General features: G+C 52.3%; 21 protein-coding genes, 3 tRNA genes and 1 pseudogene. 11 read left to right on the forward strand and 14 right to left on the reverse strand.

Going from position 1 to position 22744, the window contains the following annotated elements:
• Positions 1–2: 2 nt before the first annotated feature.
• From CHU32_RS00270 to nac, 6 genes are all read right to left on the reverse strand, one after another.
• The gene (locus CHU32_RS00270) at positions 3–869 is read right to left on the reverse strand and encodes a carbohydrate ABC transporter permease (RefSeq protein WP_103674097.1); all 867 of its coding nucleotides are present in this window, start codon (positions 867–869) and stop codon (positions 3–5) included.
• Positions 847–1749 (reverse strand): carbohydrate ABC transporter permease, encoded by a 903-nt coding sequence (locus CHU32_RS00275; protein WP_103674098.1) that lies wholly within the window; start codon positions 1747–1749, stop codon positions 847–849. Before CHU32_RS00275 ends, CHU32_RS00270 begins: the two co-directional genes overlap by 23 nt.
• A 10-nt stretch (positions 1750–1759) precedes the next feature.
• Positions 1760–3088 (reverse strand): ABC transporter substrate-binding protein, encoded by a 1329-nt coding sequence (locus CHU32_RS00280; RefSeq protein WP_103674099.1) that lies wholly within the window; start codon positions 3086–3088, stop codon positions 1760–1762.
• On the reverse strand, positions 3075–4043 hold the full coding sequence (locus CHU32_RS00285; RefSeq protein WP_103674100.1) for a TauD/TfdA dioxygenase family protein: 969 nt from the start codon (positions 4041–4043) through the stop codon (positions 3075–3077). Before CHU32_RS00285 ends, CHU32_RS00280 begins: the two co-directional genes overlap by 14 nt.
• A gap of 382 nt (positions 4044–4425) precedes the next feature.
• A complete protein-coding gene (cbl, locus tag CHU32_RS00290) occupies positions 4426–5376 on the reverse strand; it encodes an HTH-type transcriptional regulator Cbl (RefSeq protein ID WP_103674101.1) in 951 nt (316 codons plus the stop codon).
• Positions 5377–5476: 100 nt separating this feature from the next.
• Positions 5477–6394 (reverse strand): nitrogen assimilation transcriptional regulator NAC, encoded by a 918-nt coding sequence (gene nac / locus CHU32_RS00295; protein WP_103674102.1) that lies wholly within the window; start codon positions 6392–6394, stop codon positions 5477–5479.
• A gap of 335 nt (positions 6395–6729) precedes the next feature.
• On the opposite strand from nac, the gene CHU32_RS00300 reads away from it, so the two are divergent.
• The 4 genes from CHU32_RS00300 to CHU32_RS00315 all read left to right on the forward strand — a co-directional run bounded on the left by CHU32_RS00300 (position 6730) and on the right by CHU32_RS00315 (position 11014).
• Positions 6730–6805 (forward strand) — tRNA-Asn (locus tag CHU32_RS00300).
• A gap of 131 nt (positions 6806–6936) precedes the next feature.
• Positions 6937–7671, forward strand: coding sequence for a phosphodiester glycosidase family protein (locus tag CHU32_RS00305; RefSeq protein WP_103674103.1), 735 nt, complete (start codon positions 6937–6939; stop codon positions 7669–7671).
• A gap of 97 nt (positions 7672–7768) precedes the next feature.
• Positions 7769–9223 carry an AMP nucleosidase gene (locus CHU32_RS00310; protein ID WP_103674104.1) on the forward strand — a complete coding sequence of 485 codons (1455 nt, stop codon included), beginning with the start codon at positions 7769–7771 and terminating at the stop codon, positions 9221–9223.
• Between the two features lie 18 nt (positions 9224–9241).
• On the forward strand, positions 9242–11014 hold the full coding sequence (locus CHU32_RS00315) for an aminopeptidase P family protein (protein WP_103674105.1): 1773 nt from the start codon (positions 9242–9244) through the stop codon (positions 11012–11014).
• Between the two features lie 34 nt (positions 11015–11048).
• On the opposite strand, the gene CHU32_RS00320 is transcribed toward CHU32_RS00315, so the two are convergent.
• Genes CHU32_RS00320 through CHU32_RS00330 form a run of 3 tightly spaced genes read right to left on the reverse strand, consistent with a single transcriptional unit; the run spans position 11049 to position 14427 of the window.
• The gene (locus CHU32_RS00320) at positions 11049–12464 is read right to left on the reverse strand and encodes a sugar porter family MFS transporter (protein ID WP_103674106.1); all 1416 of its coding nucleotides are present in this window, start codon (positions 12462–12464) and stop codon (positions 11049–11051) included.
• 29 nt (positions 12465–12493) lie between these two features.
• A complete protein-coding gene (locus CHU32_RS00325) occupies positions 12494–13414 on the reverse strand; it encodes an ROK family protein (protein WP_103674107.1) in 921 nt (306 codons plus the stop codon).
• Positions 13411–14427 carry an SIS domain-containing protein gene (locus CHU32_RS00330; RefSeq protein WP_245880159.1) on the reverse strand — a complete coding sequence of 339 codons (1017 nt, stop codon included), beginning with the start codon at positions 14425–14427 and terminating at the stop codon, positions 13411–13413. Before CHU32_RS00330 ends, CHU32_RS00325 begins: the two co-directional genes overlap by 4 nt.
• Positions 14428–14626: 199 nt before the next feature.
• Here CHU32_RS00330 and CHU32_RS00335 point away from each other — a divergent pair, with 199 nt between their 5' ends.
• Positions 14627–15391, forward strand: a complete 765-nt coding sequence (locus tag CHU32_RS00335; RefSeq protein ID WP_103674109.1) for a DeoR/GlpR family DNA-binding transcription regulator — start codon at positions 14627–14629, stop codon at positions 15389–15391.
• Between the two features lie 32 nt (positions 15392–15423).
• Here the strand turns inward: CHU32_RS00335 and CHU32_RS00340 are convergent, their stop codons facing one another.
• Positions 15424–15846, reverse strand: a complete 423-nt coding sequence (locus CHU32_RS00340) for a DUF2000 domain-containing protein (protein ID WP_103674110.1) — start codon at positions 15844–15846, stop codon at positions 15424–15426.
• A gap of 141 nt (positions 15847–15987) precedes the next feature.
• Between CHU32_RS00340 and CHU32_RS00345 the strand changes: the two genes are divergently transcribed.
• On the forward strand, positions 15988–16458 hold the full coding sequence (locus CHU32_RS00345) for an Lrp/AsnC family transcriptional regulator (protein ID WP_103674111.1): 471 nt from the start codon (positions 15988–15990) through the stop codon (positions 16456–16458).
• A gap of 45 nt (positions 16459–16503) precedes the next feature.
• Here the strand turns inward: CHU32_RS00345 and CHU32_RS00350 are convergent.
• Positions 16504–16579: transfer RNA gene (locus CHU32_RS00350), tRNA-Asn, on the reverse strand.
• 121 nt (positions 16580–16700) lie between these two features.
• Entirely contained in the window at positions 16701–18146 is a 1446-nt protein-coding gene (locus CHU32_RS00355; protein ID WP_176691592.1) for an EmmdR/YeeO family multidrug/toxin efflux MATE transporter, read from the reverse strand.
• Between the two features lie 179 nt (positions 18147–18325).
• On the opposite strand from CHU32_RS00355, the gene CHU32_RS00360 reads away from it, so the two are divergent.
• Positions 18326–18401, forward strand: a tRNA-Asn gene (locus tag CHU32_RS00360).
• 162 nt (positions 18402–18563) lie between these two features.
• Positions 18564–19375: pseudogene (locus CHU32_RS28495) on the forward strand (tyrosine-type recombinase/integrase); the annotation flags it as partial.
• 146 nt (positions 19376–19521) lie between these two features.
• Here CHU32_RS28495 and CHU32_RS00375 read toward each other — a convergent pair.
• Together CHU32_RS00375 and CHU32_RS00380 are read right to left on the reverse strand one after the other, a co-directional pair.
• Positions 19522–19917 carry a VOC family protein gene (locus tag CHU32_RS00375; RefSeq protein WP_103674114.1) on the reverse strand — a complete coding sequence of 132 codons (396 nt, stop codon included), beginning with the start codon at positions 19915–19917 and terminating at the stop codon, positions 19522–19524.
• An 11-nt stretch (positions 19918–19928) separates the two neighbouring features.
• Positions 19929–20531: a TetR/AcrR family transcriptional regulator gene (locus CHU32_RS00380; protein ID WP_103674463.1), complete on the reverse strand. Its 603-nt coding sequence runs from the start codon at positions 20529–20531 to the stop codon at positions 19929–19931.
• Between the two features lie 136 nt (positions 20532–20667).
• Here CHU32_RS00380 and CHU32_RS00385 point away from each other — a divergent pair, with 136 nt between their 5' ends.
• From CHU32_RS00385 to CHU32_RS00395, 3 genes are all read left to right on the forward strand, one after another.
• Positions 20668–21414: an SDR family NAD(P)-dependent oxidoreductase gene (locus CHU32_RS00385; RefSeq protein WP_103674115.1), complete on the forward strand. Its 747-nt coding sequence runs from the start codon at positions 20668–20670 to the stop codon at positions 21412–21414.
• 93 nt (positions 21415–21507) lie between these two features.
• Positions 21508–21990: a nuclear transport factor 2 family protein gene (locus CHU32_RS00390; RefSeq protein ID WP_103674116.1), complete on the forward strand. Its 483-nt coding sequence runs from the start codon at positions 21508–21510 to the stop codon at positions 21988–21990.
• A complete protein-coding gene (locus CHU32_RS00395) occupies positions 21987–22727 on the forward strand; it encodes an SDR family oxidoreductase (protein WP_103674117.1) in 741 nt (246 codons plus the stop codon). The genes CHU32_RS00390 and CHU32_RS00395 overlap by 4 nt, the downstream gene beginning before the upstream one ends.
• Positions 22728–22744: the final 17 nt, after the last annotated feature.

Raw genomic sequence — 22744 nt, forward strand, 5'->3', positions numbered from 1 at the left:
AGTTAATCCTTAATGCCTCCGGCAGTTAAGCCGTGTACCAGATAGCGGCGCACCAGCAGTGTGAATGCCACGACCGGCAGCATCACCAGCGTGCCGCTGGCGGCGATTTTGCTCCATTCCCAACCCTCGTATTGCAGGAAATTCACAATCGCGACCGGTGCGGTAATGGCGTTGGTACGCGTGAGGATCAGCGCAAAGAAGAAGTCATTCCACGAAAAGATGAAACACAGGATGGCCGTCGCCGCGAGGCCCGGTTTGACCAGCGGCAGCGAGATATGCCAGAAACTGCGCCACAGCGGGCAGCCGTCCATCCAGGCCGCTTCTTCCAGCACCACCGGAATGGCAGAAAAGAAGGTTTGCATCAGCCAGATGACGATTGCCAGATTAAACGTCAGATAAACAATAGCCAGCCCGGCGATGGTGTCCTGCAAGCCCAGCCAGCGCCAGGCAAGGAAAAACGGGATGGTAAAAGCGATAGGCGGTGCCATGCGGGTAACCAGTATCCACTGCGCCACGTAGCGGCGCGCGCGAAAACGCCAGCGCGTCAGTACCCATGCGGCAGGCACGCCCAGCAGCAGTGAAAACACCGTCGATACAACGCTGACCATCAGGCTGTTAGCAAACGGCTGAAGGAAGTTACCGGCGATAAGCGCGCGATAAGCCTCAAGCGTTGGCGTAAACCACAGCGTCAGTTCAAAGGCATCCAGGGCTGGTCGCACAGACATAATGACCATCCACAAAAACGGGGCGAGCAAGACGATTAACACCACCAGCGCCAGAAACGTTCGCGTACCCTTCAGCCGCCATTTTTTACGCCGCGCGGTGACCTTGGCCTGTGGCCGCACATCAGTGTGTTGCACTGTCATCATTCCACCCCGCCCGGCCAATCAGCCAGCTTAAAATGAAAACACCGACCAGAATAACAACCGCGATCGCGCTGCCGTATCCCCACCAGGAAAAGTTAAAGGCCTGAATGAAGCCGTAGTAGTTAGTCACTTCCGTCACCGAACCTGGCCCGCCATCGGTCAGAATATAAATCAGCGGAAATGCCTTAAAACTGTCGATCAGGCGGAATAAAACACAGACGGCCAGAACCGGCTTGAGGTGTGGCAGGACGATAAAACGAAAAATGTTAAACGCTGAGGCCCCGTCCAGGCTCGCCGCTTCCTGCGGATCTTTAGGGACCATTTGCAGTGCCGCCAGCACCATTAACATGGTAAAAGGAAACCATTGCCAGATATCGGCAAGCGCAATGGCCCACAGCGCCGTGTCAGGATTGGCAATCAGCGAGTCCAGCGGCAAGTTAAGGCGATCCAGTACCTGATGCAGGGGACTGATATCCGGGGTATAAATGATTTTCCAGATCAGCGCCACGATGATGGGCGGCAGAACCATTGGGATCAGCAGCAGGGTTCGCACGCCGTTAAGCCAGCGTGACGTCCCGTTCAGCAGCAGCGCGAGCAGCAAACCTATCAGCACCTGGAAAAAAACGCTGACCACCGACAACTTGAGTTGTGTCACCAGCGAACCGAGAAAACGTTCATCGTGCAGTAGTTGCTGATAGTTAACCAGCGGGTTGGTAAAGGTGAACGTGGTCACAGGATCTGTCAGACTGAACGGCGTCAGACTGGTCACCAGCAGCGCCGTGGCAGGCACCAGGGTGAGCAGCGTCAGTACGATCAACGATGGCGCGAGACCCAGTAACCAGGCATTACGCTGGCGCACCCGCCAGCTTAGTGATGACGCCATTTTCGCCCCCTCACAATTTCACGCCCGCGCGTCGTAAATCGGCCACTGTGCCCGCCTGCGCTTTAGCCATTGCCGCTTTGGCAGATAGCTGGCCGGAGACGATAAGCGCAATGGCTTTGTTCAGTTGCTGATCGACCTGCGGGTAAAATTCCACGGTACGGTATTTCATGTAGCCACCCTGTCCTGCCCGATCAATCGCGTCGATGGACAACTGCGCCAAATCCACGCCGTTGATCACCTGCTTGCTGCGAAACACCTGAGAATCAATATCGCTGCGACGGGTCGGCGAGCCGTAACCTGCCGCCAGCGCGCGAGCTGTCATCGCTTTTGACAGTGACCACTGGATAAAGGCCCAAGCAGCTTCCTTATTTTTCGCCCCCGCCGGTATCCCCAGCGCATGTGTTGCCATGCCGGGAAACGCGCCTTCAGGTCCCCTTACCATCGGGCCAAAGTGCGAGGTCTTAACGGTGCGTGAGCTTTGCACATTACCGAGCTGCGCCAGATACGTCTGACTGGCATCAGAGAAGTTAACCCGCCCCTGTTTAAGCGCCTGTAGCGACTGATCGGCGGTGTAGGTAATGCCGCCGTTAGGTCCGAAATCACGGATAAGCCGGGCAAAATAATCCGCCGCCGCAATGGCTTGCGGCGTATCCAGCGTGGGAAACAAATCGTCCGGTGGCGCACGGAAGACATTGCCGCCAAACGCCTGGAGATAAGGAATAAAAGTCCAGCCATAGTGGTTATCGGTGACGTAACCCGCCACGCGTTGTTTCTTATTCACCGCCTGTAAGACGTTGACCAGTTCATCGGTGGTTGTTGGAAATTCCAGCCCCGCCTGCTGGATCAAATCGTAGCGCGAGGCCCCCGCCAGCATGGCTTCCACAACATAGGGAATACCATAGAGTTGTCCGTCGCGCCCGGTTTCTGCGGCAAGCGTAGCGGGCAGGAAATCCTGTAAGCCCCAGTCCGGGGGGGTCAGATTGGGATTAGCGATAAAGTCATTCAGCGGCGTCAGCCAGCCTGCATTGATCCAGCGGCTGGTGTAAATAAAGGTGACATTTACTACATCGTAGGCGGACCCGCGGGTCGATAACTCCAGGTCGGCGCGCTGGTTATAGACCGGAAAAGCAGGCGTATCCAGTTGTACCCGCGCGCCGGTCAGGGCTTCGAATTCCGGTAGCCATTGTCGGATAAGCTGCGGCCAGGCGGTACTGAAGGTGGAAACATTGAGCGTGACGCCCGCATATTTGCGCGCCGTATTCGCGCCACGGGCGATGGCAGGCACCATGCTATACACACCGAATGCCGCCATCGCTTTTAACAAATCACGACGCTGCATATTTCACATCCGCAGTCAGGTTGTCAGAAGGCACTTCATTAACCGCATCCTGTGGACGCGCCACCGTGCGACTACGGCTACCGTCAATTCCTACAGCGGGTTCACCTTCCACCGTTACCCGACGCACCACGCGAGGCTGCGTGCCGTAATCGTTAACAGCGTAGTGCTGCGTGCTGCGGTTATCCCAGATAACCACGTCATCTTGCTGCCACTGCCAGCGCACGGTATTTTCCAGACGGATGATTCGGTTTTGCAATAGCTCAAAAAGCTGCGCGGATTCACGACTACTGAATCCCACCAGGTTTTTCACAAAATGGCCGAGTAATAACACCCGCTCCCCGCTCAGCGGATGAACATGAACAACAGGGTGTTCCGCTTCCCATACTGAAGAGACAAAGACCTTTTTATGATGATGCAAACGCTTTTCATCGGTTTCCAGGCGCTCAGCAGCATAATCATAATTATTCGTGTGCACCGCGCGTAATGTCCCGACAAATTGTTTTAGGGCTTCAGGCAATAATTCATAAGCCCGCGCGGTATTTGCCCAGACGGTATCCCCACCATATTCCGGGATGGTCACACCGCGCAGGATCGATATTTTGGGGAAGGCTTCAACGAAAGTCACGTCGGTGTGCCAGGAGTCAGCGCGCCCGCCGCCTTTGGAGGCATCCAGCTCAAATAATTTAGTGCCTTCTGGCGAGGGAACCGTTGGATGCGCAACGATTTTTCCAAAACGAGCACCAAATGCCTGATGCGCTTCATCCGTTAACTGATGCTGACGACGGAAAAATAAAACCTTATATTTTACCAGTGCATTTTCTATCTGCTGAATAACGTCATCACTCAGGTCGGCAGACAGGGAAATATTACGAACCTCCGCACCAATGTTTCCGGCTACGGGATGAACATCTAATTGATCAAAGTCGCCATGGGCAACAGTAATGGCTGAGGTCATTGTTGATTTCCTTCATGATTAACAGAAAATCAACTCTATGAATAAAATCCCATGGCGAAAAAGACTTTTTGGTAATAAATATATTAAGTGGTTTTGCATAAGCTAAGTTAAAAAATAAAAATATACCGTAGTGGGTATATTTCCGGGTGAATATTTCATAAAAAAGCCCGCGATTATGCGGGCACAGATTGCTGACCAACGTTATACCATTGGAATCATGCCTGGCGGCGCTTCGCTTGCACAGGCCTACGGTAACACATAACGTATTGATATTTGTGATTTTTGTAGGCCGGGTAAGGCAAAGCCGCCACCCGGCAAACGGCGAACACAGTAGCAAAACAGATTTGTCATTCCTCTCAACCCGCGATTACGCGGGCAGTATTCAGATCTGGTAATCAATCACCACTTCATCAGGCTCCATCGCCTGACGCTTGATTTCCGCCAGCGACAGTCCCGCATTACACAGCTCGATAAACTGCCAGACGTAATTACGCTGAAGCTGGCCACGTTTAAGGCCCAGCCAGACCGTGCTGGCATCAAAAAGATGACGGGTATCAAGACGCACCAGCCGGCCGTTCTCCTGTTCTCCGGCGGACTGCTCCGCCACCAGGCCAATACCCAGTCCCAAATCCACATAGGTTTTGATGACGTCAGAGTCCTGCGCGCTCAGCACGATATCCGGCGTAAGTCCCTTACGACTAAACGCTTCATCAATACGTGAGCGCCCGGTGATCCCCTGCCGGTAGGTAATCAGCGGCCAGCGGGCTATTTCTTCCAGCGTTAATGCAGGGATCTGCGTCAGAGGATGATCGTGGGGCAACAGCAGACTGTGATGCCAGCGAAACCACGGAAATGCCACCAGCGAGGGATCGTTGCTAAGACGTTCACTGGCGATACCAATATCAGCGCCGCCATTGTGCAGCAGCGCTTCAATTTCCTGCGGGGTACCCTGAACCAGTTCGAGACGCACCTCTTTGAACAGTTCGCGAAAAGCTTTAATCACCGGCGGCAGGCTGTAACGGGCCTGCGTATGCGTCGTCGCAATAGTGAGAACGCCAGAGGCATCGTTAGTGAATAAGTCAGCCAGGCGACGCACATTGCTGGCCTCATTAAGAATTCTTTCCGCAATAACTAACAGCGCTTTTCCCGGTTCCGTCATTCCCAGCAGCCGCTTGCCGCGGCGGATGAAAATCTCAATCCCAAGCTCCTCTTCCAGCTCACGGATATGACGGCTGACACCCGATTGCGAGGTGTAAAGCATATTAGCGACTTCGGTCAGATTAAAATCCTGACGTGCCGCCTCACGAATAATTTTCAGTTGCTGGAAATTCACCCTACCCTCCGGGGCCATATGACATAACACTATTGTTAAAGTCCCGGGCCTGGCAGAACAAATAATAAAAACCAGCAACTTATGCTTTTTTGTTATATGTCTAGCTAACGAGCAACAATTCGCGATTTTCCAGCGCCGGCCGGGTGACCAGCGACATCAGAATTTCCCTGACCGCCTGTGCCTGTGGCGATAAAGCGCCACGTGCAGAGACATTAAGCGAAAGCGGCAGACTCATTGACGGGGTAGAAATTCGCGCCATCCAGCCGTTAGCCGCCCCGGAAAGAGAACGCGCAGCCGATTCCGGAAGCACAGTCACCCCCATTCCGCTGGCTATCGCGGCAGTCAGGGTGGTGATAGAATCAATCTCGCCAACGATTTTTGCTGTCAGACGACGCAGCGAAAACGCTTCATCCACCCGCAGACGTACCGCACTGTAGTCGCGCGGCAAAAACAGATTCATTTCCGCTACCGCAGCGAGATCGACACTTTGCCCTGGGCAGTCGCGCGTCCCGACAAGATACAGATCTTCTTTCAGCAACGGCTGGCTGGTAATGCCCGCAACCGGCGAACGCTCATACAGCACTGCCATATCAAGCTGACCGCTCAATAATTTATCATTCAGTACCGACCCGCTATTCTCATGCAAATACACCTGTACGTCCGGCAGCTCAGCGCGTACCGCCTGTAACAACGGCATGGTAACGGAAGAGGCTGCTGTTCCGGGTGCCAGGCCAATCGATACCTGTCCGCGCAGCGTTTGCCCGACATTATTGACCGCCAGTTGCGCCTGCTCACACTGGCGCAGGATGGTACGGGCGTGAGCATAGAGAATTTTTCCCGCTTCGGTCGGCGTCACGCCGCGTTTGGTGCGGATCAATAACTGTTGATTCAGTTCCCCTTCCAGGGTGGCAACCTGCTGACTCAGCGCGGGCTGCGCAATATGCAGCACTTCCGCCGCCTGCGTCAGACTGCCAATATCGACGATTTTTACGAAATACTTCAGCCGTCTTAAGTTCATTTTGCCTCCGGTCAGGAACGCCAGTATCACTGCTGGCAATAGTCTTACCGGGACTACTGCAAAATAGTTGCCAGTTTTTTTAAATGTATTTTTCTGGATGCTAAGCGGCTGGATAATAAGACATTCTGATTTAAAACGGTGTTTTCATCATCCAGTCAGTGGAAATGGCTATGCCCCATAAAGGGGTAGATTGCACCAGCGAAGTGCGTCAGACGTTTTGTAAGCGGCGCGAAAGACGACAGATTGTTGATTTTGCCAGCAGTTGAACGTTGCGCCTGCATCCTTCCTTTGACAAGGTGAAAAACCATCGCTACTATTCGCCCCGTTCACACGATTCCTCTGTAGTTCAGTCGGTAGAACGGCGGACTGTTAATCCGTATGTCACTGGTTCGAGTCCAGTCAGAGGAGCCAGATTTAAAGAAGCCCGCTTTTTAGCGGGCTTTTTGCTTTTCTGCCCCGCCAAAAAATCCCATACTTAACCCTCCGCATCTTTTAATGGACAGGCACGTTTGTGCGCCGTGTTAACCGAAGGAGCCGTCACCTTGAAATCACGTCTTCTGCTCTCCATCGCCATAGCGTCTTTCCCCCTTTGCGCGCTTGCCAGCGACTGCACGCTCAGCGATCCAGCGCTCACCGTTCAAAGCTATAAGGTGAATCCATCGCAGGAACGCATTGTTATGTACTGGAAAAAAACCGACGGTACTGCCTGGGGTTCACTGCAAAATCTGCTGGCAGACATCAATACCGACGGGCGAGTAAAGATGGTGATGAACGGCGGAATTTATGCCAAATCTTACGTGCCACTGGGGCTGTATATTGAACAAGGAAAGCGTTTAGCTTCGTTAAACCGTGCCTCCGGCGGCGGGAACTTTTTTATTCGCCCCGGCGGGGTGTTTTATGTAAAGGGTCAGCAGGCCGGGATCGTCAGTCTTGATAAATTTAAAACGTCGAGAGGGATGGATTACGCGGTGCAATCTGGGCCACTGATGATCGAGAACGGGATTATCAATCGACGGCTACTTCCCTCTGCCAGCTCGCGTAAAATTCGCAATGCGGTGGGCATTACGGCACAAGGTCAGGCGGTGTTTATGTTGAGTGACCGCGAAACTAACTTCTATGATTTCGCCTGCTACGCCCGCATAAAACTCAATGTACGCAATATGCTTTATCTCGACGGCACCATTTCCCGGATGTACCAAAAGGGCAACGGCGTGCCATGGCAGTATCATCCTTTTGTTACCATGATCGCCGTGGAATCCCGCCATCCCGATCAATAGCGTCTTATTACCTTCGGTTTTATCTGCTGGCTTTCGTTTCACATTCCTGTGACATACTATCGGGTATATTCAGTTTATCTGACACAAGGAGCGAATGATGAACAATACGGGTACCGGTCTTAACCCGGAACAGGCGCTGGATCGGCTGGAAGCGCTTTATGAACAGTCGGTTAGCGCTTTGCGGGACGCCATCAGCCGTTATGTCGCCGACGGCACATTGCCCGACAGCAAGACCCGCGCCGATGGACTGTTTGTCTATCCGCAAATTTCGGTCACCTGGGATGGAAACGCGCACAAGGCGCAAAAGACCCGTGCTTATGGTCGTTTTACCCACGCGGGCTGCTATACTACAACGGTCACCCGCCCCGCTCTGTTCCGCAGTTATCTCGCCGAGCAACTCACGCTACTTTATGAGGATTATGATGCCGACATTACCGTTAGCCTGTCGCAGCATGAAATTCCTTTTCCGTATGTGATTGATGGTTCCGAAATCACTCTTGATCGCTCCATGAGTGCCGGACTGACCCGCTATTTCCCGACTACCGAGCTGGCACAAATTGGTGATGAAACGGCGGATGGGCTGTTTCACCCGACGGAGTTTTACCCGCTGTCACACTTCGACGCCCGCCGCGTTGATTTTTCCCTCGCCCGCCTGCGCCACTACACCGGCACGCCGGTCGAGCATTTTCAACCATTTGTGTTGTTCACCAACTACACCCGTTACGTAGATGAGTTTGTGCGTTGGGGATGCAGTCAGATCCTCGATCCTGACAGTCCGTATATTGCCCTCTCGTGTGCGGGCGGGATCTGGATCACCGCTGAAACCGAAGCGCCGGAGGCGGCGATTTCCGACCTGGCATGGAAGAAACATCAGATGCCTGCCTGGCATTTGATCACCGCCGACGGTCAGGGGATCACGCTGGTGAATATTGGCGTCGGGCCGTCAAATGCCAAAACCATTTGCGATCATCTTGCCGTCCTGCGCCCGGACGTCTGGCTGATGATTGGTCACTGTGGTGGCCTGCGTGAAAGCCAGTCGATTGGCGATTACGTGCTGGCTCATGCCTATCTGCGCGACGATCACGTGCTGGATGCGGTACTGCCGCCGGACATCCCGATCCCCAGTATCGCCGAAGTGCAGCGTGCGCTGTATGACGCCACCAAGCAAGTCAGCGGTATGCCCGGTGAAGAGGTTAAACAGCGACTGCGCACCGGCACGGTAGTGACCACCGATGACCGAAACTGGGAGCTACGTTACTCTGCGTCAGCCCTGCGTTTTAACCTCAGCCGTGCGGTGGCGATTGATATGGAAAGCGCTACCATTGCCGCGCAAGGGTATCGATTCCGCGTACCTTACGGCACGTTGCTGTGCGTCTCCGATAAACCTCTGCACGGCGAAATCAAGCTGCCGGGCCAGGCCAACCGTTTTTATGAAGGGGCGATTTCTGAGCACTTGCAGATAGGCATCCGCGCCATTGATTTGCTCCGCGCTGAGGGTGAACGCCTGCATTCGCGCAAGTTGCGTACATTCAACGAACCGCCATTCCGCTAATCGCAATAAGGACTCTTTATGGACAATGCTCTTTCAGCACTCCGCGACCTGCTTATTACGCAGTCGCTGGACGGTATTATTGTCCCTCGTGCGGACGCCCACCAAAGCGAAGACTGTGCACCGCACGATGATAAACTGGCGTGGCTGACCGGCTTTACCGGTTCTGCCGGGCTGGCGCTGGTACTGCGCGACCGTGCTCTGCTGTTTGTCGACGGGCGTTATCAGGTACAAGCACGTAATGAGGTAGATCTTAGCGCCTGGGAAATCCATCATCTGCATAATGAACCGCTTGCACAGTGGCTGGCCCAGGAACTTGCTGCAGATAGCCGTATTGCATTTGAGCCAATGTTGATCGTTAACAGCCAATTTGAGGCACTCGACGCCACGCACTGCGAGCTGGTCCCCCTGCCGTATGACCCGTTCGATACAATCTGGACGTCGCGCCCGGCCCCACCGGATGGACTTATCCGCCTCATGCCCGATGATATTGCGGGTGAACGCAGCGAAGTGAAACGCCAGCGGGTTGCCGCTCTGCTGCGCGAACAAGCGGTGGATTATCTCGTCATTACCCAGCCGGATAATATTGCCTGGCTGCTGAATGTGCGCGGTGCGGACGTGGCGATGAGTCCGGTACCACTTTCTTTTGCGCTGTTAAGCCAATCCGGTGAGGTGGAGTGGTTTGTGGCGGCAGGCAAAACGGCCGCGCTGCCGGAGGCGCTTCTCAGCTCGCTGACGCGCTCAGCACCGCAAGCATTGCTTCCTCGTCTCCAGCAGCTTGCAGCGGGTAAGCGTATTCAGCTTGATGCGGATAACGCACCGGTTGCGCTGCGTTTCGCGGTTGAACAGTCGGGCGGCGCTATCGCCTGGCAGGCCGATCCGGTGACGTTAATGAAAGCCAACAAAAATCCAACTGAGCTGGAAGGCTATCGACAATGTCATCGTTATGATGGTGCGGCATGGGTTAACTTTCTGGCCTGGCTGGCGCATGAGGTCTCTGCCCGTGAAGCCGCTCACCATCCCCTTACGGAACTGGAAGCTCAGGAGAAACAGCTGGCCTTTCGTCAGCAGCAACCGGGATTTATTGAGCAGAGCTTCAGCACCATCTCAGCCGCAGGCAGCAACGCTGCGATGTGTCATTATCATGCCAGTGAGAAAACCAACGCGGCCATCACTGGCGCTAATTTTTATCTCAATGACTCTGGCGGGCAGTACGCGAACGGCACGACGGACGCGACCCGTACACTGGCGTTCGGCACGCTCGATCCCCAGCGTCGCCTGCACTATACCGCCGTACTAAAAGGCTTTCTGGCGCTAATCACCCTGCAATTTCCTGCCGGAACCCAGGGACACCAGATTGACGCCTTCGCGCGACGTCCGCTGTGGGAGTTGGGTCTGGATTATGATCACGGTACTGGCCACGGTGTTGGGCATCAGTTGCTGATCCATGAGCAGCCGCACCGCATGGCAAAGAAAGCTAACCCATGGCCGCTGGTCGCCGGCAATATCATCACCATCGAACCGGGGCTGTATCTGGAAGATCGCTACGGTATCCGCATCGAAAACCAGGTTGAAGTGGTGGAAAGCCAACCGGGATTTTGCCGTTTTTCCTCCCTGACGCTGATCCCGATTGATTTGAGTCAGGTTGAACTGGCCATGCTGAGCGAACAGGAAAAACAGTGGCTTGACGACTATCACCAGCGGGTGCGGGAAGCCCTTTCACCGCTGGTTGACAGTGATGCCCGCCCCTGGCTGTTTGCAGCCACTGCGCCTCTGCGCGTGCTGGCGGGGTAAAACGCTAAAGCCCGCGTCTCGCGGGCTTTACTGGCTATTCGTGGGTAGTACTTTTCATCGCTATTGCGCCAGCGTATTTCTGTTTGAAATACAGCTCCACCTCTTCGAGGCTTTTGCCTTTCGTTTCCGGAACGAAGAAACTGAAGAGCGTAAACGCCACGCATATTATTGAAAACAGCCAGAACGTGGCGGAAGCCCCCATCCCGTTCAGCATCGGCAGTGACAACAATGCAATCACCAGGTTAGTCGCAAAAATAATAAATATCGACAGACTGGTCACTTTCGCCCTTGCCCTGAGCGGAGAGATCTCCGAGATCATCAGAAATCCCAACATCCCCGGACTTACCGCATACATCACGATATAAAAGACCAGCGACCCTAAAGCCAGCCAGTTACTACCGGGAAAAACCGGTACCGAAAAGAGGACCGCCAGGATAACAAGACTGATGGTCAATCCGACGGCCCCCAAAATCAGTAATGGTCGCCGTCCGACACGGTCAACAATCAGCATCCCCACGACAGTAAAAGCGACGTTGGTGATACCAAGCCCGACGGTACCAATCCATGATGCGGAAGAGGTAAATCCACTGGACTGTAAAATCTGTGGTGCAAAGTAAATCACCAGGTTAATACCACAGGCATTGGAAAAGAACGCCACCAGCACGCCAATCACGATCATTGGCCGCACATGCCCACGAAAAAGATCGCGCCAGCGCATGTTATCCTGCTCAATAGCGTTCAGGCGTTCTGTTTCTTTAATTTCAGCATCAACATGCTGATGGCCCCGCAGCCTGATTAACGTACGCCTGGCCAAATCGTGCCGATTTACAGCGATAAGCCAGCGGGGAGATTCCGTCACAAAAATCACGCCGGCCGCCAGTAGCACACCGAAAATTCCGGCTATTCCTACAGGCAAACGCCATTCCCCATGACTTTCAGCCATCGTATTAACGCCATAGGCCATTACGATACCAACCGTGATCATTAACTGAAATGACGTGACCAGCACCCCGCGAATTCTGGCTGGCGATAATTCGGCAATGTATACCGGCACCAGGACTGAAGACGCACCTACGCCGATCCCCTGGAGAATTCGCGCCAGGGTTAGTATTTCGATGTGATGACTAAATCCTGAAATTGCTGCGCCGAAAGTAAAACAAAGCCCGGCGATGAACAAATTCACTTTGCGTCCATATTTGTCAGCAAGCGGCCCTGCTGCCAACGCCCCGATCATCGCCCCTAATAATGACATACTGACGATAACGCCCTGCACCAAATCGTTAATCTGGAATTCTTTCCCAATAAAGACAATAGCTCCGCCAATAATCCCGGTATCATAGCCGAATATAATACCACCAACGGAAGAGATCAGAATAGAAAGAATAATAAAAACGGTAATTTTTACGGTTGCAGGTTTACCCTGCCCGTTTCTGTGCTCTGCATTCACCATTATATTAACCTGCCGTTAAAATATTATCGTTAATTTAACTCTGGAATTACCGTAGCCCCCAGAGCACCAGCAATATCGCCTAATTCAGACGGTACAATCCGATTATTAATGGCATAAGCATCGGCGCGCATCAGCGATTCATTAAGGCCATTTTTAAATAGCGGATAATAATGAGCTGCACTGCCGCTAAGAATAGTCAGGTCAGGGCCATATAATGTCAGTAAGGTCACCAGACCACGACCAAGATAATTACCATAGCGATGAAATAATGCAGCTACCTCCTCCCGCTCGGTTACCATCGTCTGATAAAAGCGTAAATCCTGCTTTTCGAAAGGCGTTTGAGGTAGCAGCGCCTCAAGATTTTGCTGTAACCAGCTCCTTGAGGCCAGCATTTCCCAGCAACCTCTGAGTCCGCAATAACAGATCGCAGGATTACCAGAGATGGGAATATGACCCGCTTCCGGATGCTGGTTATCGCTGGTACGAAAAGGAATGCCCTCATTTAATAGCGCTACTCCAATTCCGGTTCCTAACGTTACCATCAGTAGCCGCTTACTGTTTTTACCTGCGCCAAAATGATATTCCCCGAGTACCGCAGCGACAGCATCGTTATCTATAGCGACGTCAACGCCGAGAATCTCCTTTAATTCATCGGCAAGTGAGAAAAAAGAAAAACATTCCAGCGTGTCTTTATTTTTAATTATTCCCGACACCGTATCTACCGGGCCGCTGGCCCCAATTCCCAGGCTCACAAGCTCCATCCCTTGCGGGATGAGAGCGCGTACATGAAATGCCAGTAATTTTGCACGTTCGTTTTGATCAACACGACAAAACTCGGCTGTGGCAAGGGTTATTGAGTTAATGACTCCGCCCTTTCCGGTGATAATGATCCGGGTTCCGGTCCCGCCTAAATCAATACCCGCTCTTACCAGCGTTGATGAGCCTGTCATATCGCCACCGTTATTTTTTGCCCGTAAAGAAACTGACCCGGAACAAAACCATTTTTCCTCGCGAACGCTACCGTCAAATGTTCGATATAAATAAACCCGCATAATAGCTGGCAAAGTTCATCGCCAGACGGCACGGCAAGTAGCGCAGAATCTGCATATGGGATTTCACCAATGGTGACGACATCCGTGCCATTCGCCAGCAGTTCCGCTGCCAGCCTTTCCAGCGTTTCATCCCCAGGTTTGCCGCAAAGAAAAGCCAGCATCCCTTTGCCAGAGGTTTCCATTGGCCCATGCCGAAACTCACCGCCAATAAACCCTTCCGCGCTGACTTTAGACGCTTCTTTCGTAATCAATGCTGCGGTCATGGCATTTGCAGCAAATGCACCGGTACCAATCCAGGCAACGCGTGGGCGGGAATCGGAAAAAAGATGCCCGGCCAGCCTGGAGGCAAACGGGGTATCGTTTATCAGGCGACGGATTTCCGGAAGATTATTTTCCAGCGCCCGGCCAATAGCACTTTCATCTTCTGCCAGTAAAACGGCCAGCGTCCGCTGGCTGGCAATCAGTGTATTGAGGTAGCTTTTCGAACTAACTGTCGCTTCTTCACCGCTTTCCAGGGCAATCATGATATCGGCTTCTTGCGCCAGCACGCTCTGCCGATCGTTAGTCATGCCAATAAGCGTACGCGGACGTGTCCCTTTTTTAAGTAACGCCACAACCTCCCCGCTCATGCCCGATTGTGACGTCGCCCATAGTAGCGTGTTAGCAGTGATAAGTGACGGCATATCCAGTAAACGTCCGGCATCCACCCGCCAGACCGGATAACCTCTGGCAACCAGTGCGCGTTCCACCGGGATCAGCGCATAATCAGATGACCCCATCCCGGTCAGGATAATCCGGTCATAGCTTTCCAGCTGTACGGTAGCCAGATTTTCCGGTAACGGTGTATTCAGTTGCGCTGCGATCGCAGCTGGTTGCATTGCAATATCGTTCTCATAGGGAGTCAACATCATTTCCTCGATAGTTGTTGTGAAGATGCTTACACGATATATGCACGAATTCGTGCATTCAATTGCACGAATCCGCTTATGTGATGAGTTCGACACTTTTTTTCGGCGCGTGAATTTAAGCGTTTGAAAGTTATGCGTTTATGATTTTTTCTGTTTTAAAGCATGGTACTATCAGCCGGAGTGAAGGATGAGGAGGCGAAATATGCTGGCACATGAGAGAAGGAAAAAGATCCTTTCCATGCTCGTTTCAACGGGTTATCTGAATGCTAATCAACTCGCTGAAGCGTTTGAGGTAGACAGCTCAACAATTAGAAGAGATCTCATTCATCTCGAAAAAACGCAGCAGATCGTCAGAACGCACGGTGGCGTGCTGCCTGTGCTGACGACGGAAAGGCAGGACACCCCCTATACCATCCGTAAAAGTCGCAATCACGAGCAAAAAGTCGCGATCGGGCAATACGCCGCCTCATTAATCGCTGATGGTGACTCGGTGATCCTGGATAACGGCTCAACCGTCTATGAACTGGCGGTACAGCTTGCCAGCAAAAAAGACCTGACTGTTATCACCAACGATCTCAACATTGCCCTGCTGCTGAGTCAGTATCCGGCAATTAATCTCAACATTACCGGCGGCGTGGTTATCGGCAATTCATTAACTCTGGTCGGTCCGGATGCGACGCGCAAATTCACTGAAGTTTATGCCGACTGGGCATTTCTTGGCGCAGAAGGTGTGCATCCGCAGGCCGGCATCACGAATGTTAATGCTATTGAATTACCGACCAAAAAAGAAATTCTGAAATCTGCAAAAACGCGAGTGGTGCTGGCGGATACGTCGAAGCTGGGGTACCGGGCGCTTTCTCATGTCTGCGATATTGCTGATATCGATATGATCATCACCGATAAGAAGAAAAATGATAAATCTTCTACAGGCTATGACGACAAGCTGCGTTTTGCCCGTCACGAATAGGTAAGCCCGCGTCTCGCGGGCGTTTTTGCTCGTTATTTGTAAAGCGGAAGATCCCCTGTCATTTTTGTGACTTTCTTTTTCGGCCCTGCCAGCCCAATAGCCACCAGCGCGATGGCATCACTGTTCACAGCGGATATTCTTTCGCCGTACTCATCATAGGTTTTGCACGACTGTGCCAGCGCACTGAAAGGCATGACATACATCTCGTTGTCGGCTTCAGCCACAGACAAAAAGTGCCGCAGCGCCTCGCCTGACGCGCGCAGAACCGGTAGCGGTGCGGAGATCACCCCGGGGTAATTCACCGCGTCCAGGCTTTGCCTGTCGGGTCCCACCAGCCCGGCGATAGTGCGGCCAAAACTAATGCCAATGACGCTTGCCGCATTGATGGCAAGACCCGCAGGGAGAGCGTTATCAATAATGATCGTACAGCGATGCTGGCTGGCATCAAATTTCATCTGGCGTCCTTAAAAGTCGTTGGTGAGATAAATATTATGCCGCCATGGAACAGAAATGAGCTTTCTGTTTTGTTTACCTGCACGTCATTATTCGGTAAAAATATCCCCGGAATACGCAAATAAAGAAAGGAATAACCTTAAATGCCGCTTGATACGACTGAAATCAAATTACTCAGGCTGTTACAGGATGATGGCCGGGTCACCAACCAGCAGCTTGCCGATAAGGCAGGGATGTCCGCCTCGCCTTGCTGGCGTAAAGTTCGCAGGCTGGAAGATGATAATGTTATTCAGGGCTATCGCGCCGTTCTGAACCGGAAAAAAATTGGGCTGGGAGTAATGGTGTTTATTCGGGTAACCATTGATAGCCACAGTGAAGCGGAAGCGAGAAAATTTGAAGAGGAGGTTACGGCGCTGGAAGATGTGGTAGCCTGCTACAGTATCGGCGGCGATGCTGATTTTCTGCTACAGGTGGTAGCATCCAGTCTGGATACCTATGCTGACTTTGCGATGTCCGTGGTGCGCAGGCTACCGGGCATAAAAGAGATGCAAAGTATGTTTGTGCTAAAAGAGATTAAACCGTTGACCGCTTACCCGGTCAAAAAGCAGGTCTGATGGCAAAAAGCAAAAAGCCCGCTAAAAAGCGGGCTTCTTTAAATCTGGCTCCTCTGACTGGACTCGAACCAGTGACATACGGATTAACAGTCCGCCGTTCTACCGACTGAACTACAGAGGAATCGTTTGAACGGGGCGAATATTAACGGGCCACTCGCCCCTTGTCAAAGCCTGTTTGTACAAATTCAACCGTTTGCTGATTTATTCTTCGTAATGCGCAGAAACAGCGCAATAGCGTTTAATTAATCAACAATTTTCTTCTGTCGGGGATACTTCCATAGCCAGCGACCGCTGATCATTCGCCAGTAGAAACAGGCACCACGTACGGCCCAGTCGAAGAACATTCCCAACCAGACACCCACCACGCCCATACCTAGCATGATGCCCAGTACGTAACCTGCCACTACACGACAACCCCACATACTGAGCATTGACACCCACATTGAAAAGCGTGCATCGCGTGCGCCCTTTTGCCCGGCAGGCAGCACCCACGACGCAGCCCAGATAGGCATAAAGGCGGCGTTCAGCCAGATAAGAATTTTAACCACCTCCTTCACGTCCTCCTCTCGGGTATAGAACGAGGCCATCAGCCCGGCAAACGGCGCACTAAGCCAGGCGATAATCGTCAGACCAATCGTTGAAAGCCAGAAAACATGGCGCAACTGACGCTCGGCCTGGGCAATCTGCCCTTTCCCCAGCCGTTTCCCGGTGATAATCGTTGACGCGGAACCGAGGGCGTTACCAGGCAGGTTAATCAGCGAGGCGATAGAAAAGGCAATGAAGTTACCGGCAATCACATCAGTGCCCATTCCGGCCACAAACATCTGGGTCAGCAGCTTACCGCCGTTAAACAGCACCGATTCAATACTCGCCGGAATACCAATCCCCAGTACTTCCCACAGAATACTGAAATTAAGTGGCGCAAAGTAACTCTTCAATGAGATACGCAGCGCCGGGTTAAAGCCGATCATCAGCACCACAATAATCGCCACCGCGCCGATATAACGCGCAATGGTCAACCCCAGCCCCGCACCCACAAAACCCAGCCCGTCCCAGGAGAACACGCCATAAATCAGTGCGCTGCTGATAATAATATTGAGGATGTTCATCCCGCCGTTGATCATCAGCGGAATTTTAGTATTTCCCGCACCGCGTAGCGCACCGCTGCCGATGAGAGTAATTGCTGCCGCCGGATAGCTCAGCGCGGTCAACTCAAGATAGGTTAGCGCCAGTGCTTTCACCTGCGGCGTGGCTTCTCCGGCAACGAAATCAATAATCTGGCTGCCGAACGCATGAATCAACACCGTCAGCGCAATGGCAAACAGCGTCATGATCACCAGCGACTGTCGCGCCGCCGCCCTCGCCCGATTCGGATCAAGCTTTCCGAGGCTAAAGGCCACCACCACCGTGGTACCCAGATCGACCGCGGCGAAAAAGGCCATGATGACCATATTAAAACTGTCGGCCAGCCCCACACCTGCCATCGCCTCTTTGCCCAACCAACTGACGAGGAACGTGCTGAGCACCCCCATCAACAGGACGCAGGTATTTTCCAGAAAGATAGGAATGGCAAGTGGAGTGATCTCACGCCAGAAGAGAACCCGGTAACTCTTTCGTTTTGCGTACCAGGGCGTGCGAGTAACGACCCGGCGCAGAGAAGCAGTAACGTCCAAAATTGACCTTAACAAAGAATGTTGAAACTACATTTCAAATGATGGGGGAGAAAAACCAAACCTGCAAAGTATTTTCCCACAAAAATTTGTCGGCAAATACATCAATTTGTTGCAAAAAGAGCCACCTGGACTGAAAGGTCAGGATTGGGGTTTGACAAAATTTTTTACGCCGCTAAGATAAGCCTCCAACCGATTCCTCTGTAGTTCAGTCGGTAGAACGGCGGACTGTTAATCCGTATGTCACTGGTTCGAGTCCAGTCAGAGGAGCCAATTTCCTGCTTTCATACATCCTTGCGAATCCTTATCTAATTATGATTCAACAGGTTAGCGTGAAAACTCTTCCCGGTGCATTTTGATTTTACCCTCCGCATCGGGAAAAATTGGTGGTCAAATCTGGGGTCAGGTTAGTTCGATAATGGAGTGCCCCCCCATATGTCTCTGAACGACACTAAAATCCGCAGCTTAAAACCATCCGCCAGACCTTACAAAGTTTCCGGTTCTCATGGCCTGTACCTTTTAGTCAATCCAGCGGTTCACGTCTCTGGTATCTCAAATATCGTATCAATGGTAAAGAATCCCGCCTCGGCTTAGGTGCATATCCCGATGTTTCTCTGGCTTACGCCTGACAGCAACGTGATGGCATACGCAAGCTACTGACGCAGAATATCAATCCAGCACAGCAATGTACCGCAGATAAAGCTGCCCGCTAACCGGAAAAAACGTTTAAGCACGTTGCATTGAGCTGGCATAAAAGCAATCGAAACTGGTCAGAGAACCACTCTGCCCGCCTGCTTGCCTGCATGAACAATCATATATTTCCCGTGATTGGACATTTTCCAGTAGCTGAACTGAAACCTCGTCACTTTATCGACCCGCTGAAAGGCATTGAGCAAAAAGGTCTGTTGGAAGTCGCAGCACGTACCCGGCAGCATATGTGCAACATCATGCGGCATGCCGTACATCAGGGAATGATTGAGAGCAATCCGGCATCGAATCTCGAAGGTATCATCGCAGCACCGGTTAAAAGACACTATCCCGCCCTTCCCCTTGAACGACTACCCGAACTGTTGAGCCGAATTGATGGTAATCGTCAGGGATGGAAATTAACCCGGCTGGCTGTTTCTCTTACCTTGCATGTCTTTATTCGCTCCAGCGAACTGAGGTTTGCCCGCTGGACGGAAATAAGTTTCAAAAACAAAATCTGGACTATCCCCGCCACACGAAAGTCGATCCCCGGAATTAGGTCCGCTGTGAGTGAAAAGCTGAACATCGTGGCGTTAAGCAACGGAAATGACTAACCACTAAGCCAGCTAATCCAGATAAAAATTTACGATTGTAATTCACGCTGAAATTAAGCGTTTGATTAAGATAATACGCATATCTGATTACCTTACGTGCTTCGCTGACAGACGACTTCCAGATTATTGCCATCAGGATCAAAAACATACGCAGCATAGTATTGTGAATGATATTGCTTACGAACTCCCGGTGCTCCGTTATCTTTTCCACCCGCCTGAATAGCCCGTTTCCAGAATTCATCCACTATGCGGCGCTCATCAGCAGAAAAAGCCAGATGCAACGGCGCACCGTTTTCCTCATTGTCATGCAGCCACAGCCGGGGATAGCCCTGTGGCCCAAGTCCATAACGAAAACCACCGGTTCGCGTTTTGGCTGGTTCCTGAGTAATAACCAGTCTGAAGCCCAATGGCTCAAGTGCCTGCAGATAGAAGCGCAGCGATAACGGCGCATTTTTCACTGAAATCTCAAGGTGGTCGATGACAGTCATAAAAGCTCCCGTTATGTGTCAGAATTCAGACTCAGTAATGCAGCAAAAGCCTGCCCGTTCATACGTGCCACTTTCAACAAACGGGGACGCGATAAGCCCGTTACAGCCGCAGCTGAAAACCCGCGTAAGGTTGTGACGACGAAATCGCCCAGTTCTTTCGCTCTTTCAGGTTCTGACTGACGAATGTAATCCTCTATAAACTGCATTCCTGGTTTTGCGTACTGGTTTGCCAGTTCCCGCGCCTGTTCATCATTCGCGCGCATTCCCTCTGCGGCCAGACAGCCGCGCCGCAGTGTTGATTTCACATATAGCCGTGCTGCTGTGATAAATAATTCCTCAATCGCTTTGGCAAGAGGGCGCCCGGGGGTAAGGATTCTGTCAGCAGGCAGATTACCTTCATCAACATAGCGGGCAAGGCAGCGACCAAACAGACCCGCTTTGCTGCCATAGGCGGCGTAAAGACTGGGCGGATTGATATTCAATGCCTTTGTCAGCTCCGAGATTCCTACTGCATCATAACCCCGCTGATGAAACAGGGCCTGAGCAATCTCAATTCCCGCCTCACGGTCAAAGGCTGGCCTGCGCGTTCTGACATTATCTTGTGCCTTACTCATATGCTTATAAACCTGGCGTGTCATTAAATCCTGATGACTATTCTACGTCATGTATATAGTGATCGCTATATTGTATCGTGACAAATTAATCACCCTTATTTATAGTGACCACTACAATAGAGTGAGGAGTATGTACATGAATAAGCTACTCAAGGATAAAGTCGCTGTGGTTACCGGCGGCAGTAGTGGTATCGGCCTGGCTATAGCAAAACGCCTGATTAATGACGGTGCGAACGTGGTGATCACCGGCAGAAATACAGAAAAACTGAACCAGGCAGTGATAGCGCTGGGCGATAGCGCAAGTGGAATTGTGACGGACGTCAGCTGCAGAGCGAGTCTTGATGATCTCTACCAGCAGATCAAAACAGCAACCGGGCATATCGATATCCTGGTAGCTAATGCCGGTGGCGGTGTTCATGCGCCTCTCGGCCAGATAACAGAACAGCAAATCGATGAGCAGTTTGCGACCAATGTGAAAGGTGTGGTGCTGACCGTTCAGCAAGCCCTGCCTTTACTTCAAAACGGTTCCAGTGTAGTCATTATCGGTTCTACCGCTTCGGTTGATCCCGGCCCGGCAATGAGTATCTACGGTGCAACCAAAGCCGCAGTGCGCAACATGGTCAGGAGCTGGGTGGCTGAACTGCATGGCTCGGGTATTCGGCTCAATATTGTCAGTCCGGGGCCGACCAACACGGCCTCTTTGCGGACCGCTTTTGGCGATAAGGCTGAGGAAGGGCTTGCCTTACTTACTGCAAAATGCCCACTGGGACGTATTGGCGAGCCTGAAGAAATTGCGGCTGCTGTGGCATTCCTGGCCGGTGATGAGTCGGGATATGTAAACGGCATTGAGTTGTTCGCCGATGGTGGCGCCTCCCAGACCTGACAGGCCCAGCCAGATATTACTTCGTTGGTACGGGAGCACAATACTACTGTTGCCATCCCTGTATTTCTCCGTTAAACAACAGGAAACGCTGCTATGCATTCGCAAAATGAAACAGAGCTGGTCCGTATACTACAGGCTGAACGTGACATTATCCGTCTCATCAACTCTTACCCTTATTTGCTCGACAGTGGGAAATTCGAGAAAGTCGCAGAACTGTTACGTTATGCCACGCTGGAAGCGCCTGGTCATCAGGTCACGGGCAGGGACGAGATTAAAAAATTTCTGACCTCAGGTATTCAGCGCCACCAGGACGGCACGCCTCGAACCTGGCATGCTGTCAGCAATATTCTTATTGAAGGGTATCCGCTCAGCGGTGAGGCTTCAACGAGCAGTTATTTTATCGTTCATCAGGAGCTGCCTGGCTTCCCCCTGCAACCGATATGCACGGGCCATTACAAAGACCGCTTTGCGCTGATTGACGGTGAATGGCAGTTTGTACATCGTGCCGTTGTACCTCATCTGATCGGGGATCTCCGTTTTCATGTCAGCGGCACGAATGCAGAGGCGAACCTATGACGGTGAACACATCGGGTAACCGCACGGCGCTGGTCACAGGAGCAAATAAAGGTATTGGCCTTGCGATCGCAAAAGGTCTGGCGCAACGGGGATTTCATGTCTGGATCACTGCTCGTAATCAGCTGCGCGGTGAAGAGGCTGTTAAGCAATTACAGGCGGAAGGGTTCTCCGTACAATTGCTGATAATGGATGTGGCAGACGACGTGAGCGTACAGCAGGCAGCGGCCGCGTTATCTGCGGCCACCGACAGGCTGGATGTACTGGTCAACAACGCGGGCGTGCTACTTGATGTCTCAGCGACTCCGACTCAGACACGCTTATCCGATATGAAAGCGACGTTTGAAGTTAATCTGTTCGGCCCGGTACGGGTAACCCAGGCGTTTCTTCCACTGCTTCGGGCAGCAAAACAGGCCAGGGTTGTTATGTTGGGGAGCGGTGTGGGATCGCTGGCGCTGATTACGGATGAGTCATCAATCTATTCAAGCGTAAATCTGCTCAGCTACAGTGCCTCGAAAGTGGCCCTTAGTGCGGTTACGGTGTGTTTTGCAAAGGAGTTAGCGGCGCAGGGCATTAAGGTTAATGTGGTCGAACCGGGGCACGTGAAAACCGATCTCAATGGCAATACCGGCCATCTTACGCCAGAAGAGGGTGCGATGCCGGCGATCAGAATGGCGCTGGCTGAAGCCGATGGCCCAACGGGAAAATTCTTTGGCCCGCAAGGCCAACAACCCTGGTAAGGAATATTTGTAAGCTC

This window comes from Superficieibacter electus (assembly GCF_002915575.1).
In the GTDB taxonomy this organism is placed as follows: Bacteria; Pseudomonadota; Gammaproteobacteria; order Enterobacterales; family Enterobacteriaceae; genus Superficieibacter; species Superficieibacter electus.